11 protein-coding genes are annotated in these 15427 nt (G+C 72.1%); 4 read left to right on the forward strand and 7 right to left on the reverse strand.

Going from position 1 to position 15427, the window contains the following annotated elements:
• Positions 1–2: 2 nt before the first annotated feature.
• Positions 3–2690 carry a TIM barrel protein gene (locus OHA21_RS20535; protein ID WP_328475901.1) on the reverse strand — a complete coding sequence of 896 codons (2688 nt, stop codon included), beginning with the start codon at positions 2688–2690 and terminating at the stop codon, positions 3–5.
• 111 nt (positions 2691–2801) lie between these two features.
• On the opposite strand from OHA21_RS20535, the gene OHA21_RS20540 reads away from it, so the two are divergent.
• From OHA21_RS20540 to OHA21_RS20555, 4 genes are all read left to right on the forward strand, one after another.
• Complete coding sequence (locus OHA21_RS20540) at positions 2802–3689, forward strand: aldo/keto reductase (protein ID WP_328475903.1); 888 nt, start codon at positions 2802–2804, stop codon at positions 3687–3689.
• Complete coding sequence (locus tag OHA21_RS20545) at positions 3689–4327, forward strand: DUF402 domain-containing protein (protein WP_328475905.1); 639 nt, start codon at positions 3689–3691, stop codon at positions 4325–4327. The genes OHA21_RS20540 and OHA21_RS20545 overlap by 1 nt, the downstream gene beginning before the upstream one ends.
• Before the next feature lie 83 nt (positions 4328–4410).
• On the forward strand, positions 4411–5742 hold the full coding sequence (locus OHA21_RS20550; RefSeq protein WP_328475907.1) for an acetamidase/formamidase family protein: 1332 nt from the start codon (positions 4411–4413) through the stop codon (positions 5740–5742).
• A 306-nt stretch (positions 5743–6048) separates the two neighbouring features.
• Positions 6049–8082, forward strand: coding sequence for a cellulose binding domain-containing protein (locus OHA21_RS20555; RefSeq protein WP_328475909.1), 2034 nt, complete (start codon positions 6049–6051; stop codon positions 8080–8082).
• 34 nt (positions 8083–8116) lie between these two features.
• Here OHA21_RS20555 and OHA21_RS20560 read toward each other — a convergent pair whose 3' ends face one another.
• The 6 genes from OHA21_RS20560 to OHA21_RS20585 all read right to left on the reverse strand — a co-directional run bounded on the left by OHA21_RS20560 (position 8117) and on the right by OHA21_RS20585 (position 15405).
• The gene (locus OHA21_RS20560; RefSeq protein ID WP_328475911.1) at positions 8117–8581 is read right to left on the reverse strand and encodes an SAM-dependent methyltransferase; all 465 of its coding nucleotides are present in this window, start codon (positions 8579–8581) and stop codon (positions 8117–8119) included.
• A 1-nt stretch (position 8582) separates the two neighbouring features.
• A complete protein-coding gene (locus tag OHA21_RS20565) occupies positions 8583–9461 on the reverse strand; it encodes a metallophosphoesterase (protein ID WP_328475913.1) in 879 nt (292 codons plus the stop codon).
• A 511-nt stretch (positions 9462–9972) separates the two neighbouring features.
• The gene (locus OHA21_RS20570) at positions 9973–11583 is read right to left on the reverse strand and encodes a methyl-accepting chemotaxis protein (protein WP_328475915.1); all 1611 of its coding nucleotides are present in this window, start codon (positions 11581–11583) and stop codon (positions 9973–9975) included.
• Between the two features lie 133 nt (positions 11584–11716).
• A complete protein-coding gene (locus OHA21_RS20575) occupies positions 11717–12808 on the reverse strand; it encodes a hypothetical protein (RefSeq protein WP_328475917.1) in 1092 nt (363 codons plus the stop codon).
• Positions 12809–12908: 100 nt separating this feature from the next.
• A complete protein-coding gene (locus OHA21_RS20580) occupies positions 12909–13232 on the reverse strand; it encodes a hypothetical protein (protein ID WP_328475919.1) in 324 nt (107 codons plus the stop codon).
• Positions 13186–15405, reverse strand: coding sequence for an AAA family ATPase (locus tag OHA21_RS20585; RefSeq protein ID WP_328475921.1), 2220 nt, complete (start codon positions 15403–15405; stop codon positions 13186–13188). The genes OHA21_RS20580 and OHA21_RS20585 overlap by 47 nt, the downstream gene beginning before the upstream one ends.
• Positions 15406–15427 lie beyond the last annotated feature (22 nt).

Here is a 15427-nt window from a genome sequence, read left to right on the forward strand (position 1 = left end):
TATCAGGCTGCCGGCGTGAGGGAATCCAGGCGCCGCCGGGTGGCTGCCAGCGCGAGGCGCGCATGCTCTTTCGCGCCTATCTGCGCGACCATCTGGGCCCGGGGAATCTCCAGGGCGTACGGCAGACCCGGCGGCAACGCCGACAGGATGCCGTCGACGTCGATACCGCCCTCGCCCGGATAGAGCCGCTCGAAGCGGGCCGTGTGGATCAACCCCTCGTTGGTCGGCGGCACCCCGGGCGGGGCATCGCAGACGTGCGCGAAGTGGAACCACTCGGCCGGCAGCTCACGCAGGTCCGCGACGCTGGAGCCGGAACGGGCGAAATGCAGCAGGTCGATGAGCATGCCGGCGTTGGGTTGCGCGGCGGCCCGCAGCACCCGGGTCGCCTCGGTCAGGTCGGGGGTCTCGGTCCAGGACGGGAACTCCAGGTCGACGGTCAGGCCGAGCGGCCGGGCCATCTCGCACAGCTGCGCGAACCGGTCCACCTTGCGGGAGCGGTCCGGGTCCGGCAGCTGGGTGATCACGTGCCGGGCGCCGAGTTCGGCGCCGGCCTCCAGGAAGCGCTGGAAGTCGCGGGGGTCCTCGTTCGGGCCGATCCGGGCCAGTTCGATGTCGAGCACCTCGACGCCGGTGGCGGCCAGGCGCACCTTGGTCGTCCGCATCAGCGCGGGATCGGTCGCGAGCGGGTAGTGCGGCTCCTGCGGGGTGACCCGGGTCAGGCGTACGCCGACGTAGCGGTAACCCGCCTCGGCGGCGGCCTCCACCAGCTCCGGCGGTGACAGGCTCAGCGCGGTCAGGTGGGCGAGCGAGTAGTCGTGCACCCGCCCGGCCGGTTCGCGCAGCCCCTGCAACCGCCGGTGCCGGTGCGCCGCCATCCGCACCGGCACGGTGGCCGCGGAACCGTACCCCGCGTAGCCGCCGACGCGCTGCACGACCTCGAAGAACAGCCGGGAGCCGAGCATCTCGGTGTAGAAGTGCAGGTATTCGCCCTCGGCGTCGCTGTCGTACAGGATCGAGTGTTCCCGCAGCTCGGCCAGCAGCTGCGGCGGCGGGGCCAGCCGGGCGTCCAGGTCGTCGTAGTAGTTGTCCGGGATGGCGAGCACCGGCGCGCCCAGCGCCCGCATGGACCGGGCACTGGCGATCACGTCGTCGCTGACGAACGCGACATGCTGCGGGTTCGGGATGCCCGGCGCCCAGGTTCCGCGCCGCAGGGGCGCGGTGTTCAGAGTTATCCGTACGGTGTGCGCGGCATCCGACGCCGACCGGCTGCGCAACAGCCCGAACGGTGCGGCCAGCTCGGTGGCCGGACCGGACTGCAGACCGAGCACCGACCGATAGAAGAGGGCGACCTGGTCGAAGTCGTCGACCGACTCGGTGAGCGCGATGTGGTCGGTCGCGGTGACCAGGCCGTCGGCGCGGGCCCGCTCCCCGGTCGCCTCGAAGTCGGTCAGCCAGCTGGCGCCCTCGGTCCCGGCACGGCAGAAGAAGACCGCGGTGCCGTCGGGCGCCGCCACCGAGCTCAGATCCGCCTCCTCGGGCTGCCGGACCCGGGGCAGCACCGGCGCGAGCAGCCGGTTCGCGCGCTGCGCCGACCGTGGCGGATCATCGCTCTCCACGGCCAGCGCGCAGATCATCGCGGTGCCTGGCTCGACCCGGCGCTGCGGCGCGAAGTTCAGCAGGATCCGGGCGCTGCCCTGCTCCCACAGCTGCACCGGCTTGGACCGGTGCTGACCGGTACGGGCGAACCCCAGCGCCGTCAGCGTCCGCGCGATGCCCGGCCCGGACACCTCGTCGACGGCCAGCTCGGTGAAGACGTGCCCGCCCAGCCGCGGCGCGGGCGGCAGATGGGCGCCGGCCTCCTGCAGCGCCAGCAGCGAACGCATCCCGTCGATGGCGGCGTGCCGCGGATCGGCCTGCCGGTAGATGTCGTTGAACACCTCCAGCGAGAGCGGCCCGTCGTAACCGGTGCCCAGGACGCGGTTGACGAACGCGGCCAGGTCGAACGAGCCCAGGCCGGGGAAGAGCCGGTGGTGCCGGCTCCACTCGACGACGTCCATCTTGAGCCGGGGCGCGTCGGCCAGCTGCAGGTGGAACACCTTGGCGCCGGGGATCACCGCGACCTCGGTCAGGTCGTCGTCGCGCGACAGCACGTGGAAGCTGTCCAGGCACAGGCCCAGGGCGGGATGGTCGGCGCGGCGCACGATCCGCCACGCGTGGGCGTAGGACTTCACGTGGCGGCCCCAGGCCTGTGCCTCGTACGCGATCCGCAGCCCCCGCCGCGCGGCCCGGTCGGCGAGTTCGCGCAGCTGCTCGGCGGCCAGGTCGTCGTCGTCGACCGCCTCGGCGGCCTCCGAGGAGCAGACCAGCAGCGTGCGCGCGCCGAGCTGTTCGAGGACGTCGAGTTTGCGTTCGGCGCGGCGCAGGTTGGCCCGCAGGGTGAGCGGTGGGACCGCCTCGAAGTCGCGGAACGGCTGGTAGACGTCGATGGTCAGGCCGCGGCGGGCGCACTCTTGGCGTACCCGTGACGGTGTCCAGGCCGAGGCGATCAGATCGCTCTCGAAGATCTCGATCCCGCTGAAGCCGGCCGCGGCAGCGGCCGCCAGCTTGTCCTCCAGGGTGCCGGACAGGCATGCGGTGGCGATGGACAGCCGGGGGCTGCTGATCGGTGTGGCCGGTTCAGCGATGAGCATGAGCGCTCCCTGGTCCGCTAGACGGTCCTACCGGTCCGAACTAATGAACTAACTAGTTAGTTATAGTCGACGCCCGCCGGTCACGGAAGCGGCGACGTGTTGAATAGCGGCATGCGGCTGTTCGACGGGGTGGCGCGAATCGGGCTGGGGCTGGCCGCGGTGGGCCGCCCCGGCTACATCAACCTGGGCCGGGACCGGGATCTCCCGCCCGCGCGCACCGTGCCGGCGATGCGGGAACGGGCGCACACGCTGCTCGACGCGGCGTACGCGGCCGGGGTCCGCTATTTCGACGTGGCCCGCTCCTACGGCCGGGCCGAGGAGTTCCTCGCGGGCTGGCTGCCCGGCCACGCCGAGGCGATCGCCGGCAGCAAGTGGGGCTACACCTATACCGCGAACTGGCAGGTGGAGGCCGAGGCCCACGAGGTGAAGGACCACAGCGTCGCCACCTTCGAACGCCAGCTGGGCGAGAGCCGGGCGCTGCTGGGCGATCGCCTGACGCTCTACCAGATCCACTCGGTCACCCCGGACAGTCCCGCGCTCACCGACCGGGAGTTGCACCGCCGGCTCGCCGGCCAGGGCGCCGTGGTCGGCCTGTCCACCAGCGGGCCCGCGCAGGCCGACGCCATTCGTGCCGCCCTGGAGATCGAGGTGGACGGCAGGCCGCTGTTCCGCAGCGTGCAGGCCACCTGGAACGTCCTGGAGCCGAGCGCCGGCCCTGCCCTGGCCGAGGCGCACGCGGCCGGCTGCGCCGTGATCGTCAAGGAGGCGCTGGCCAACGGCCGCCTCGCCTCGGCCGATGACGCCGTCGCGCTGGCCGCCGCCCTGCATCAGCCGTGGGCGACGATCGTCCTGTCCGGCGCTGCCACCAGCGCTCAGCTGACCTCCAACCTGCGGGCTGCCACGCTCATCCTCGCCGCCGACGATCTGGACCGGCTGGCCGCGCTCGCCGAGCCGGCCGAGACCTATTGGCGAACCCGCGCGGCACTACCCTGGTCGTGATGATCACTGATGTGCTGTACCGGGACTACCGCGGCGACGGGCACCTGGTTCTGGTGATGCCGCAACGGGTCGTCTCCGACAACGAGCGCGGCCTGCTGACCTGGCGTCCGATCGGGACGCCGTGGCGGTTCCGGCGGACGGTCGACGGGCGGGACCGGCGCGAGATCCCCTTCCATCAGCGGCACACCGTCGAGTGGGAGCTGGCGCCGATGGTCTGGAGCGGGCTGCATGTCCTGCACCTGTTCCGGCCCGGCCGGGCGCACTCGGTGTGGTGGATGTTCAATGCCGATCTCACCCTCAATCGCTGGTACGTCAACCTCGAGGCGCCACCGTCGCGCTGGGATGACGGTCTTCTGGCCGGGGTGGACACCTTCGACCACGCGCTGGACATCGTCGTCATGCCGGACCGGCAGTGGCGATGGAAGGACGAGAACGAGTACCTGGAGCGGGTCGGTCACCCCGCCTACTGGTCCGCCGAGCAGGCCGCCGCGATCCGCGCCGAGGGTGAGGCGGTGGTCGCGGACGTCGAGGCCGGCCGGTTCCCGTTCGACGGGACGTGGTGCGATTTCCGGCCCGATCCGGCGTGGCCGGTGCCCGAGATGCCCGAGCACGGCTGGGAGCGGCCGCAGGCCCGTTAACGCCGCCGTCACGCCTGAGCGATCCCCGGGATACACCGGAGCCGTAGAAATTCATGATCAAGTTCGGCTCGCTGGGAGGTCTCGTGGACGGTATTCAGAAACTTCGGGATGCGCTCGGGCGGCGTACTTTTCTGCAGGCCATCGCGGCCGTCGGCGTCGGCAGCACGGCAGCGGCCGCGATGCCGTCCGCGGCCGCGGCGACCGTCGCGAAAGCCCCGAAGGGCATCCTGCAGCCCGGCAAGGGCCCCATCCACGGGCGGCACTACCTGCGCTCCCGGCCCGACGAGGTGCGCTGGGGCTACCTGCCGTCGACCAGCAGCGACCCGGTGCTGCGCATGCGCTCCGGTGAGACGGTCACCGTGGACACGGTCTCGCACGAGGGCATCCTGGAGGATCAGGGCCGCGACCCGGTCGCCTGGTTCGCACAGCACGGCGTCAAGCGCGGCGAGGTGCTCACCGATGCGATCGCGATCGCCAAGGACTACGACCGTACGGCGCGCAACTTCGATGTCGACGGACCGCATGTCGTCACCGGCCCCATTCATGTGGACGGCGCCGAGCCCGGTGACGTACTCAAGATCGAGATTCTGTCGGCGCTGCCTCGCGTGCCGTACGGCGTCGTGTCGAGCCGGCACGGCAAAGGCGCGCTGCCGCGCCTGGCCGGCGGCGCTGTCCCGGCCGGCATCTCCGAGGCGGAGATCATGCCGCCGGTGGCCACCGACGGCCGCCCGACCGGCGACCCCCGCAAGTACGGCAACGTCTCCGTCTTCACCCCGGTGCGCACCGCGCGCGGCGGCGCCCTCACCGGCGTCCTGCCGCGCGGCTCGTCGAAGAACGTCGCCTTCCCGCTCAACCCGTTCATGGGCATGATGGGCGTCGCCTTCGCCGCCGCGCCTTCGCTCACCGACCCGGCACTGAACTCGATCCCGCCCACCCTCGGCGGCGGCAACATCGACATCAACCTGCTCGGCCACGGCGCCACGTTCTACCTGCCGGTCTTCGCTGAGGGCGCGCTGTTCTACGTCGGCGACCCGCACATGGCGATGGGCAACGGCGAGGTGGCGCTGACCGCGATGGAGGGTTCGCTGCGCGCCACCTACCGGCTGACCGTGGTGAAGAAGGGCCGCCCGGGAGCGCCGTCGGTGGCGTTCGGCTACCCGTTCGCCGAGACGCCGGACGCCTGGGTGCCGATCGGCCTGTCCGACCCGGACGGCGCCCAGAACGGCCAGGGCAACGACCTGGACATCGCGATGCGGCGTGCGGTGGTCAACGCGCTGGACTTTCTGGAGCACGATCTGGGCATGCACCGGGCGGTGGCGTACGCGTACCTGTCGGCGGCCGCCGACTTCTCGATCTCTCAGGTGGTCGACCGGACGGTGGGCGTGCACGCGGTCATCCCGAAGGACCACTTCTGACGGACCGGATTCGCTTCGGCCGGCGGCCGGGGACGGCCCCGGCGCCGCCCCCGGCCGCCGGTCCCCGTCGCGGGTCCGCCGGTCCCGGCCGCCGGACCCGCACGGCCGGCAGTTCAGTGCCCCGCGGCGATGGCGAGCAGATCGCCGTCGGTAGCTCGCGCCTCCGATGCGTGGCAGGCGCCGACTCGAATGGGCTGAACCGCCCAAGATCAACCGGGTGGGATCACGGTAGGCATTGACAGACTTCTTTGACCTTGTTGATGCTGGGAGCGCTCCCAATCCACCGCTTCCCCGCGGAGGTTCCTCGTGCACATCCCATCCCTTTCCCGGGCGCTGGCGGGCGCCCTCCTGCTGACCGGCGTGGTCCTCGCGCCATCCGGCGTGCAAGCCGCCGCCCCCGCCACCACCAGGGTCGACGTCGACGTGCGGGCCGGACTCGCGACCGTCGGTGACGTCGCGCTCGGCGTCAACCACGCCATCTGGGACAAGGAGCTCGGCACCACCGCCGTCTCCGACCTGCTCAAGGACGCCGGGGTGCAGATGCTGCGCTACCCCGGCGGCTCCTACGCCGACATCTACCACTGGCGCGACCACACCGCGCCGGGCGGCTACGTCGCCCCGAACACCGACTTCGACACCTTCATGGCCGGGGCCCAGCGCACCGGCGCCGAGCCGATGATCATCGCCAACTACGGCACCGGGACCGCTCAGGAGGCCGCCGACTGGGTCGAGTACGCGAACGTCACCAAGGACTACGACGTCACCTACTGGACGATCGGCAACGAGAACTACGGCAACGGCCACTACGGCGCGAACTGGGAGGCCGACGAGCACGCCGACAAGAGCCCGAAGGAGTACGCGTCGACGGTCCTCGCCTACGCGCAGGCGATGAAGGCCGTCGACCCGGACATCAAGATCGGCGCCGTGCTGACCATGCCGGGCAACTGGCCGGACGCGATCGTCGGCCCCGGTGACACCGGCAGCTGGAACCAGGAGGTGCTCACCCGCGCCGGCTCGGTGATCGACTTCGTCGACGTGCACTGGTACCCGGGCGGCAGCACCGCGGCCGAGACCCTGACCAAACCCGCACAGATCCAGGATGCGGTTCACCTTCTGCAGCAGCAGATTCATCGGTACGCCGGACCGAGCGCCGACCGCATTCGCATCAGCATGACCGAGACCAACGTCGACATCGGCCGGAACACCCAGCCCGGCGCGCTGTTCCTGGCCGACGTGTACAGCGGCCTGCTCGCCCAGGGCGTCTTCACCGTGCACTGGTGGAACGTGCACAACGGCCTCGGCACGATCTCCGAGGTGGCGGGCGAGACCGACTACGGCGACTTCGGGCTGCTGTCCAGCGGCAACTGCAACGCCGACAACACGGTCTGCCAGCCGCCGTTGAACACGCCGTTCGCCCCGTACCATGCGCTGTCCCTGCTGGGTGATTTTGCCCGGCCGGGTGACCGGTTCATCGGCGCCGGCACCGACAATGCGCAGGTGAGCGCGCACGCGGTGCGGCGGGCCAACGGTGACGTCGCGGTCCTGATGATCAACAAGGATCCGGAGGCGGAGCAGACCGTCGCCCTGAACTACCACGGGTTCACCGCGGCCGGCAGCACCCCGACGGTCGCCACTTACACCAACGGCGCCGACGAGATCACCACCGGCCCGGCCGGCACCGCTGCGGCGCAGACGCTTCCGCCGTACTCCATCTCGCTCTTGACCTTGAAACCCGCCGGGCCGATCGCGGCCGGGCCGAAGGCGCCGGCGCGGCCCACTGCGACCGCGACCGACCGCACCGCGACCATCACCTGGCCGGCGGCCGGCTCCGGGATCAAATACGAGGTGTACCGGCAGAACGGCGGCGCCAGCGAACTGCTCGGCGAGACCACCGGCACCTCGCTGACCGCCCGCAACCTGGAACCGGGCCGCCGCTACACGGTCAACGTGCTGGCCCGCGACGGCGCCGGCCGGGTCTCGCCCGCCTCACCGCCGCTGACCTTCACCACCGGCACGCCCGCCGAGTCGGCCTGCACGGTGAAGTTCCGCAACACCACCGACTGGGGCAACGGCTACGTCGGGGCGATCGACATCACCAACAACGCGGCGAGCGCCCTGGGCAACTGGACGCTCACCTTCACCTGGCCGACCACGTGGCAGACGGTGAGCAACGGCTGGAACGCCACCTGGAACTCCAGCGGCCGCACGGTACGCGTGACCGGCGAAAACAGCCTGGCCGCCGGGGGCACCACCGCGGTCGGCTTCGTCGGCAACTACAGCGGGCCGAACGTGCCGCCCGCGGTCTTCACCCTCAACGGCACCGTCTGCACCAGCATCTGACGGGTGGGCCGGGTCCGAGCACGGACCCGGCCACTCAGTAGTAGTCGCGCATGATCTCGGTCGCCCAGCCGGGCTGGCGGACCTCGCCGCGCGGACCGAATTCGGTCATGTACGGCTTGATGTCGAGCACCGGGGTGCCCTCGACCGCGTCCAGGCCGCTGACGTGCAGGTCGAGGCCGTCCACCCGGTGCAGCCGGCAGCGGGAGACGCCGAGCCGGTTCGGCCGGTTCTTGCCGCGCTGCGCGAAGATGCCGACCAGCGGCCAGTCGGTGTTGCCGCGCGGATGCCGGGCGCCGGTCTCGATCTTCCCGATCGGCACGCGGTCGAAATGGAACACCACCTCCAGGTGGGAGAAGGCGTCCAGGCCGTAGAGCGCCTCCTCGCCGAACTGCGCGGCGTCCAGGCGGATCACGGCGCCCACCTCGTCCCAGGCGTCGTCGAACACCTCGGCGCGGCCGCCTCGCACGTGGGCCACCGGAGTCCAGATCTGCTCGCTCATCTCAGGCCTTCCCCAGCTTGGCGATGACGGCGGCGAGTTCCGCGGCGTCGATGTCGTAGGCGGTCCGGCCGGCCTGCGGGTCCCGGGCGTGCAGGGTGTGCAGCACCGGCGAGTGCGGGCCGCCGAGGTCGACCAGGGTCGCGGACGCGCCGTGCACCGCCCGTTCGGCGCCGGGCGTGGCGGTCAGATCGATGCGGGTCACCACGCCGGGCGTCACCCAGACCGGCACACCCGCGAGCATCCCGAAGATCTGCAGGTGGAAATGTCCGCAAAGGATCAGCCGCACGTCGCTCCCGGCGATCGCCTCGGCCAGCTCGGCCGCGTTGCGCAGCCCGAGCGCGTCCTGCACGGTGACACCGGGCACGGCGACTGGCGGATGATGAAAGGCGAGGATGCTGCCGCGCGGCGCCGGCGCCACCAGGACGTTGCGCAGCCAGGCGAGTTGCGCTCCGCTGATCTCCCCGAAACCCTTGCCCGGTACGAGTGAGTCCAGCGTGATCACCCGATACCCGTCGACCAGGGTGACCGCGGCGCGGGCATCACCGTCGAACTGCTGATCCGGCCGATCCTGCCCGCCGGCATCACGGTGACCGCTGCCGAGCACACCGGCGAACGCCACCCGCTCATCGTGGTTGCCAGTGCTGAAGATCGCCGGGATGCCCCGCTCCCCGGCGAAGCCGCCGACCAGCTCCCGCGCGGCGACATACGCCTCCCGCGAGCCGTCATCGGCGATGTCCCCAGTGACCACCACCGCGTCGAGCCCGGGTAGCTCGCGACAGTCATACAGGATGCGCCGCAGGGAGTCCCGGGTGTCAACGCCGTCGCCGTTCGGCCCGGACGCTTGAGTGAGGTGGGTGTCCGACAAGTGCAAGATCCGCATTCAGCGAACCTAACGAACATTCGCCCCGGCCGATGACCGCATTACCGCTCCCCGGAATCCCCACCCCGCGCCCAGCCGCCAACCGCCCACGCCGCGAAACACGCCTCACCGGCGGCCCGCACCCACGAGCCGCCAGCCACGCAGGTAACCGCGGCCCGGATACATGCCTGAACGGCGGCCGGCGGCCACGAGCCGCCACCCACGCAGGTAACCGCAGCCCGGATACATGCCTGAACGGCGGCCGGCGGCCACGAGCCGCCACCCACGCAGGTAACCGCAGCCCGGATACATGTCTAAACGGCGGCCCGCACCCACGAGCCGCCACCCACGCAGGTAACCGCAGCCCGGATACATGCCTGAACGACGGCCCGCAACCACGAGCCGCCGGCCAGGCAGGTAGCGCCTGCCGGCACGGCGGCCCGGCCGCGGCACGGACGGCACGGAACGGCCCGGCCGCGGACGTTCGGGCAGGTGAGCGGCCGGCCAGCCGAGTTCTTGGCGGCGTTGGGCGTCAGATTCGGTAGGCGGCGACTGTCTGCTGCAGCTGGGCGGCCGTGCGGGCCAGCTCGGCCGCGGTCTGCTGGGTCTCGGTGGCGCCGGCGGTGACCTGGCGGGATGCCTCGGCGACGCCGGCGATGGTGCCGGCGATGCTGGCCGAGCCTGCAGCCGCCTGGCCCACGCTGCGGGAGATCTCGGCCGTGGTCGCCGTCTGCTCCTCCACGGCGGCCGCGATCGTCGTCGTGTAGTCGTTGATCGTGGTGATGACCTGGCCGATCTGCTGGATCGCGGTCACCGCCGACGTGCTCTCCGCCTGGATCGCCGACACCTGCGCGGTGATCTCCTGGGTGGCCCGGGCGGTCTCCTGGGCGAGGTCCTTTTCCTCGGACGCGACGACCGCGAACCCCTTGCCCATCTCACCGGCGCGGGCGGCCTCGATGGTCGCGTTGAGGGCCAGCAGGTTGGTCTGCTCGGCGATCGAGGTGATCATCGCGACGACCGTACCGATCTGGTGGGAGGCTTCGCCGAGCCGCAGGACGCCAGCGTTGGTGGTCTCGGCGGCCCGGGCCGCGTCGGCGGCGACGCCGGCCGCCTCGTTCGCGTTGGTGGAGATCTCCCGGATGGACACGCCCATCTCGTCGGCGCCCGCGGACACCGTGCGGACGCTGTCGGACACCTGCCCGGCCGAGTCCGACACCGTGCCGACCTGGGCCGCGGTCTGCTCCGCCGAGGCGGACAGCTGGGACGCCACCGCCGACATCTGCTCCGAGGCGGAGGCGAGCAACGCCGAGCTGTCGGTGATCCGGCCGACGATCCCCGACATCGCCGAGGCGGTCGTATTGAGCGCCGAAGACATGTGACCCACCTCGTCGGCGCTGTCCACCTCGACCCGGGCGGTCAGGTCGCCGTCGGCGATGCGCTTGAGGGCCTCGACGTTGCGGGCCAGCGGCTTGACGATCATGCGGGCGATCGCGGCGGCGAGCAGCAGGCCGAGTGCGGTGCAGGCGGCGAGCAGGGCGATCACCCAGAAGCGGGTGGAGTCGTACCGGTCCTGCGCGGTGTCCTGGTGTTCGGCGCCGCTGGCGACGGTGATGTCGGCGAGGGCGGTCAGGTCGGTGCGGACCGCGGCGCGCTTCTCGGCGAGTTCGCCGGTGCGCAGGGCGGCCAGCTGTTTGGTCTTCCCCGCTTCGGCGAGCGGCAGCAGCTTGCCGTCGAGCAGCTCGGCGAACTGGGCCCAGTTGCTCTGGAACGAGGTGAGCGAGGTCCGGGCGCCGGCACTGATCGGATAGGTTCCGTACGCCTGGGCGTACTCGGTCACCTGCTTCTCGGCGGCGGTGATCGCCGCCTCGGCGTCCGTACGCTGCTGGTCCGTGGTCGCCAGCTGGTAGTCGTCGGCGCCGAGCCAGACCCGGTTCACCGCACTGCGCAGGTTGCCGATGGTGTTCAGCTCATGGTTCTGCACGTAGGCGTCTTTGACCTGGTCGTTGGTGGCGCCCAGGCTGGTGAGCGCGAACATCCCGTCGCCGACGCTGAACACGGCCACGATCCCCACCGCGGTCATGATCTTCGTGCTGACCCGCCGGTTGGCCAACAGCCTCCGCATGGGGTTGGTTCCGGTAGCCATCAAAGTCTCCTCAGCAACGGCGGGCTCTGATCTGACCATTCGGCGGGAGCGAGGCCGGGCCCCGGTTCGGTCGCGGAGCAGACGGGTAGCGGGCTGATCCGGGCCCCGAGAGGCCCGGATCAGGAGAGACCGGTCAGGCGGTACGAGTGATCTTGACGGTGAGTTCGTAGTCGGCGTCGCCGTCGGTGAACCGCCGGATCAGGTCGGTCGACCCGCCCACGTTCGGGACCTGCTTGGCGATCAGCGGCCCGGAGACGGTGAACACCTGGTCGGCGATGTGGTCGTCGTCGAGGAAGCCGAGCAGCCAGTGCACGACGCCGCCGACCGCGGCCACCACCGCGCCGACCCACGCGGCCACACCGGTGGCGACGAGGATGCCGGCCGCACCCGCGAACGCCGCCGCGACGCCGGCCTGGATCTTCGAGGGGTCGCCCTCGTCGTGTTCCCACAGCGAGACGAGCATGCCGACCTCGCCATCGGGCAGGGGCTGGGCCGCGCCGTTGAGACCCCACATGACCCCGTCGGTGGAGTTGAAGTTGCGTGACTCGCCGCTGTCCACGTCGCCGAAGACCGAGCTTCGGGTGGCCTTGGCCTTGTCCCCGTCGGTCGATCCGAAGACCCAGTACGGCTCGTTGGACGGGCCGAAGATGCTGTCGGTGGCCCGGTCGATGCACTTGAACCTGGTCGCCTTGATGGTGTACCGCCCGGGTGGCGCGGCCGCGGCCTCGAGCGCGATCAGGCCCTCGCTGGCGTGCTCGCGCAGCACCTCACGGTCCGGCGGCCGGAAGTCGGAGATCACGGCCCGGCCGCCGTGGATCGCCTCCACGTCCACGTCGACGACGTTCGGCATCGCCCGGAACGACTTGACCAGGTCCGGCGCGTCGGTGCGCAGGTCGCTCATCGAGTACGAGTCCTTGCCGAAGCGCATCCGCGCGTACCGTTCCGGGAACAGCTCCTTGCGGACCGGGTCGGTGAGCCGCTCGCCCACCTTGCCGTGCTCCTTGATCTCGGCGTCGGAGAAGCCGTTCTTCTGGTACGCGCTCACGATCGACCGCTCCAGGTCGGTGAGCTGCCCGTTCGCGGCGAACTTGGCGAAGCTGTGCAGGGTCAGCGCGAGCATCCAGTTGCGCGGCTTGTTGGCGGCCAGCTGCCGGCGCATCGTCGCGCCCTTGCCCTTACGCTGCAGCACACCGTCGAGAATCACGTCCGGTTTCCGAGGCGCCATCAGTGCCTCCTCCCGTGTATGACGCACGCCTGTCGCGCGTCCTGCCCAGGTAGGCGTGACATCGCCGGGCGAAGCCGTGCCATCGCACGGCACGGTGCGGTCACGGATCCAGGAACCGCCACACCACCGGGCACGCCGGGTCCGGCGAATAACAGCACATCTGCCCGGTACGCACAGTCGCGGCCAGCGCCCGGCCGAGGCCCGGATCCCCGGCGGCCACCTCGTCGATGGCCCGTTTGATCGCCTTGCGCACCGCGGTCCGGGCCCGTTCGCCCTCCGCCGGGAACGCGCGGGCCCGCCCGCCCCGGCCGGTCATCCGGCGCACCTCGGCCAGCAGCGCGTCCAGCTCGGCCTGCAGCCGCTCGCCGGCCGCCTGATCACCGCGGGCGTCGGCGCTCTCCAGCCGGCCGGTCAGCTCCCGCACCCGCCGGCGGTAGGCGGCCCGGCCCTGCTCGTCCAGCAGCGGCTGCCGGGTCGTCACGGCCAGCACGCCGGACGGCGCTCCGGCCAGCTCCAGCGCCGGGATCGCGCGGCCCGGACTGGTCAAAAGACGAGCCAGATAGCGTACGCCCACCCGGTCCGCGACCACCGCGCTGCGCTCCGACGATCTCCTCGACCATCGGCAGCATCTCCGCCTCCCGCCCCTGCAGCCAGCGGATCGACATCAGCTGGGCGCCGAGGAACCCGGTCGCGTCGGCGTCGCCGGCCAGGGTGCCGAGTTCGAAGCAGGCGTACGCCCGCTCCTCCGCGTCGGCCAGCCGGCCGGCCCGCACCAGCAGCATGGTCTCCAAGGCCGCCGCCATGTGCTGGATGCTGCGGCAGCCCAGCGCGTCGGCCCGTTGCCGCAGCTCGGCGAGGGCCCGCTCGGCGCGCGGGTCGCCGAGATGGAACAGGTCGACCGCCTGCCAGCAGAGCCCGAGCAGCGCCAGCATCCCCTCGCCGGCCTTCGCGGCGACCGCGGTCAGCTCCTCGGCCAGCGGCAGCCGGTCCGCGGTGTGCCGCGGGGTCAGCAGCGCGTGATGGGCCAGCGACAGCGCCTCGGCCAGCACCGGACCGTCGCCGAGCCGGCGGGCCTCGTCCAGCGCGGCCAGCACCGGCGCCACCGGGCCGCCCTGGTAGACGGCCTCGGCGGTCAGGCGTACCCGAAGCCGGCAGCGCAGCCGGGTCTGCTCGGCGGGCAGCTCGGCGAGTGCCCGCCGCTGCAGCCCGGCGACCCGTTCCCGGTCCAGCCGGTTGCGGTGCTCGTTGATCCACATTCCGCCGAGGCCGACCGCGGCGCCGGCCAGCGCCACCGTGTCCCGCTCGGCGACGGCCACCTGGGCCGCCTCGTCGAACAGCTTGCGGGCCTCGGCGAGCCGGCCGCAGCGCAGCACCGCCTCGGCGTACTCCACCAGCAGCGGCGCGCGGGGCTCGGCCGGCTGCGGAACGGCGACCGCTGCGGCCAGCAGATCGGCTGCGGACTCGTACCCGAAGGTGTCCAGCATGACCCGGGCGGCCGTGCGGCAGGCCGCGACCGCGCGCCGCGCATCGGCTGCCGAGCGGTCGGCGGCCTGCAGCGCGTGATGCGCGTGCCGGACCGGCCGGTCGGCGCCGCTCACGGCCGCGCCATCGAGCAGGTCGGCGGCCCGGGCGTGCGCGTCGAGTTCCTGCGCCGGGGTCAGCCGGGCCAGCAGCACCTCGCGTACCACCTCGTGGCTGAACACGAACCGGCTGCGCTGCCCGTGCTCGACCAGACCGTCACCAGCCGCCTCGCGCAGGGCCGCGCGTACGCCCGCCGGGCTGGTGCAGCTCAGCGCCGCCGCTTCCGGCACGGACGGCGCCGGGCCGAGCACGGCGGCGGTGCTGAGCAGCGCGCGGGCCGGTTCGCTGAGCCGGTCGACGGCGTCGCCGATGACCTCGCGCACGCATCCGCGGGCCGGTTCGGCGCCGCCGACGGCCATCACCCGGCGCAGGTGCAGCGGATGCCCACCGGTGATCCGGTGCACGGTGGCCAGCAGGCCCGGCTCGATCCGCGCCCACCGGGTCCGCAGCAGCGCCTCGGTCTCGGCCAGATCCAGGCCGGACAGGCTGATCAGGGTGTCCGCCACCCCGGACAGCGGATCGGGCGTGGTGTCGCGCCGCGCCAGCAGCATCATCATCGGGCGCCGCGCCACGTCGCGGGCCAGGAAGCGGGTCAGCAGGAGCGTTCCGGCGTCGGCCGCGTGCACGTCGTCGACCACGACCAGCAGCGGGGCCCGCGCGCCGAGCAGCTCCTCGATCGCGCTGAACCGGGCGAACCGTTCCGGGTCCAGGTGGGGCCCGGCGGCGAGCAGCGCCGCGCCGCGCGGCTCGTCGAGGCCGGCGAGGATCTCCTGCCAGGGCCACCACGGCGGGGCGCCGCCGCCCGGCCAGCAGCTGCCCCACGCCACGGTGAACCCGGCCTGCCTCGCCCGCCGGGCGGTCTCCCGGCACAGGGCCGTCTTGCCGATCCCGGCCCGGCCGCTGACCAGCACGGCACCGCCCTCGCCGCCGGCCGCAGCGGCCAGGACGTCGTCGAGCACCCGCAACTCCCGGCCGCGGCCGACGAACCGGCTGGTGCGCGCCGAAGCGTCCGTCATCGAGGTAAGTCTGCCCGCCGGC

It is taken from the genome of Actinoplanes sp. NBC_00393 (assembly GCF_036053395.1).
Taxonomy (GTDB): Bacteria; Actinomycetota; Actinomycetes; order Mycobacteriales; family Micromonosporaceae; genus Actinoplanes.

Bases quoted from the DNA above. Each gene is read 5' to 3' on its own strand.
- OHA21_RS20535 (WP_328475901.1), bottom strand. From the start codon at position 2,690: ATGCTCATCGCTGAACCGGCCACACCGATCAGCAGCCCCCGGCTGTCC.
- OHA21_RS20540 (WP_328475903.1), top strand. From the start codon at position 2,802: ATGCGGCTGTTCGACGGGGTGGCGCGAATCGGGCTGGGGCTGGCCGCG.
- OHA21_RS20545 (WP_328475905.1), top strand. From the start codon at position 3,689: ATGATCACTGATGTGCTGTACCGGGACTACCGCGGCGACGGGCACCTG.
- OHA21_RS20560 (WP_328475911.1), bottom strand. From the start codon at position 8,581: ATGAGCGAGCAGATCTGGACTCCGGTGGCCCACGTGCGAGGCGGCCGC.
- OHA21_RS20565 (WP_328475913.1), bottom strand. From the start codon at position 9,461: ATGCGGATCTTGCACTTGTCGGACACCCACCTCACTCAAGCGTCCGGG.
- OHA21_RS20570 (WP_328475915.1), bottom strand. From the start codon at position 11,583: ATGGCTACCGGAACCAACCCCATGCGGAGGCTGTTGGCCAACCGGCGG.
- OHA21_RS20575 (WP_328475917.1), bottom strand. From the start codon at position 12,808: ATGGCGCCTCGGAAACCGGACGTGATTCTCGACGGTGTGCTGCAGCGT.
- OHA21_RS20585 (WP_328475921.1), bottom strand. From the start codon at position 15,405: ATGACGGACGCTTCGGCGCGCACCAGCCGGTTCGTCGGCCGCGGCCGG.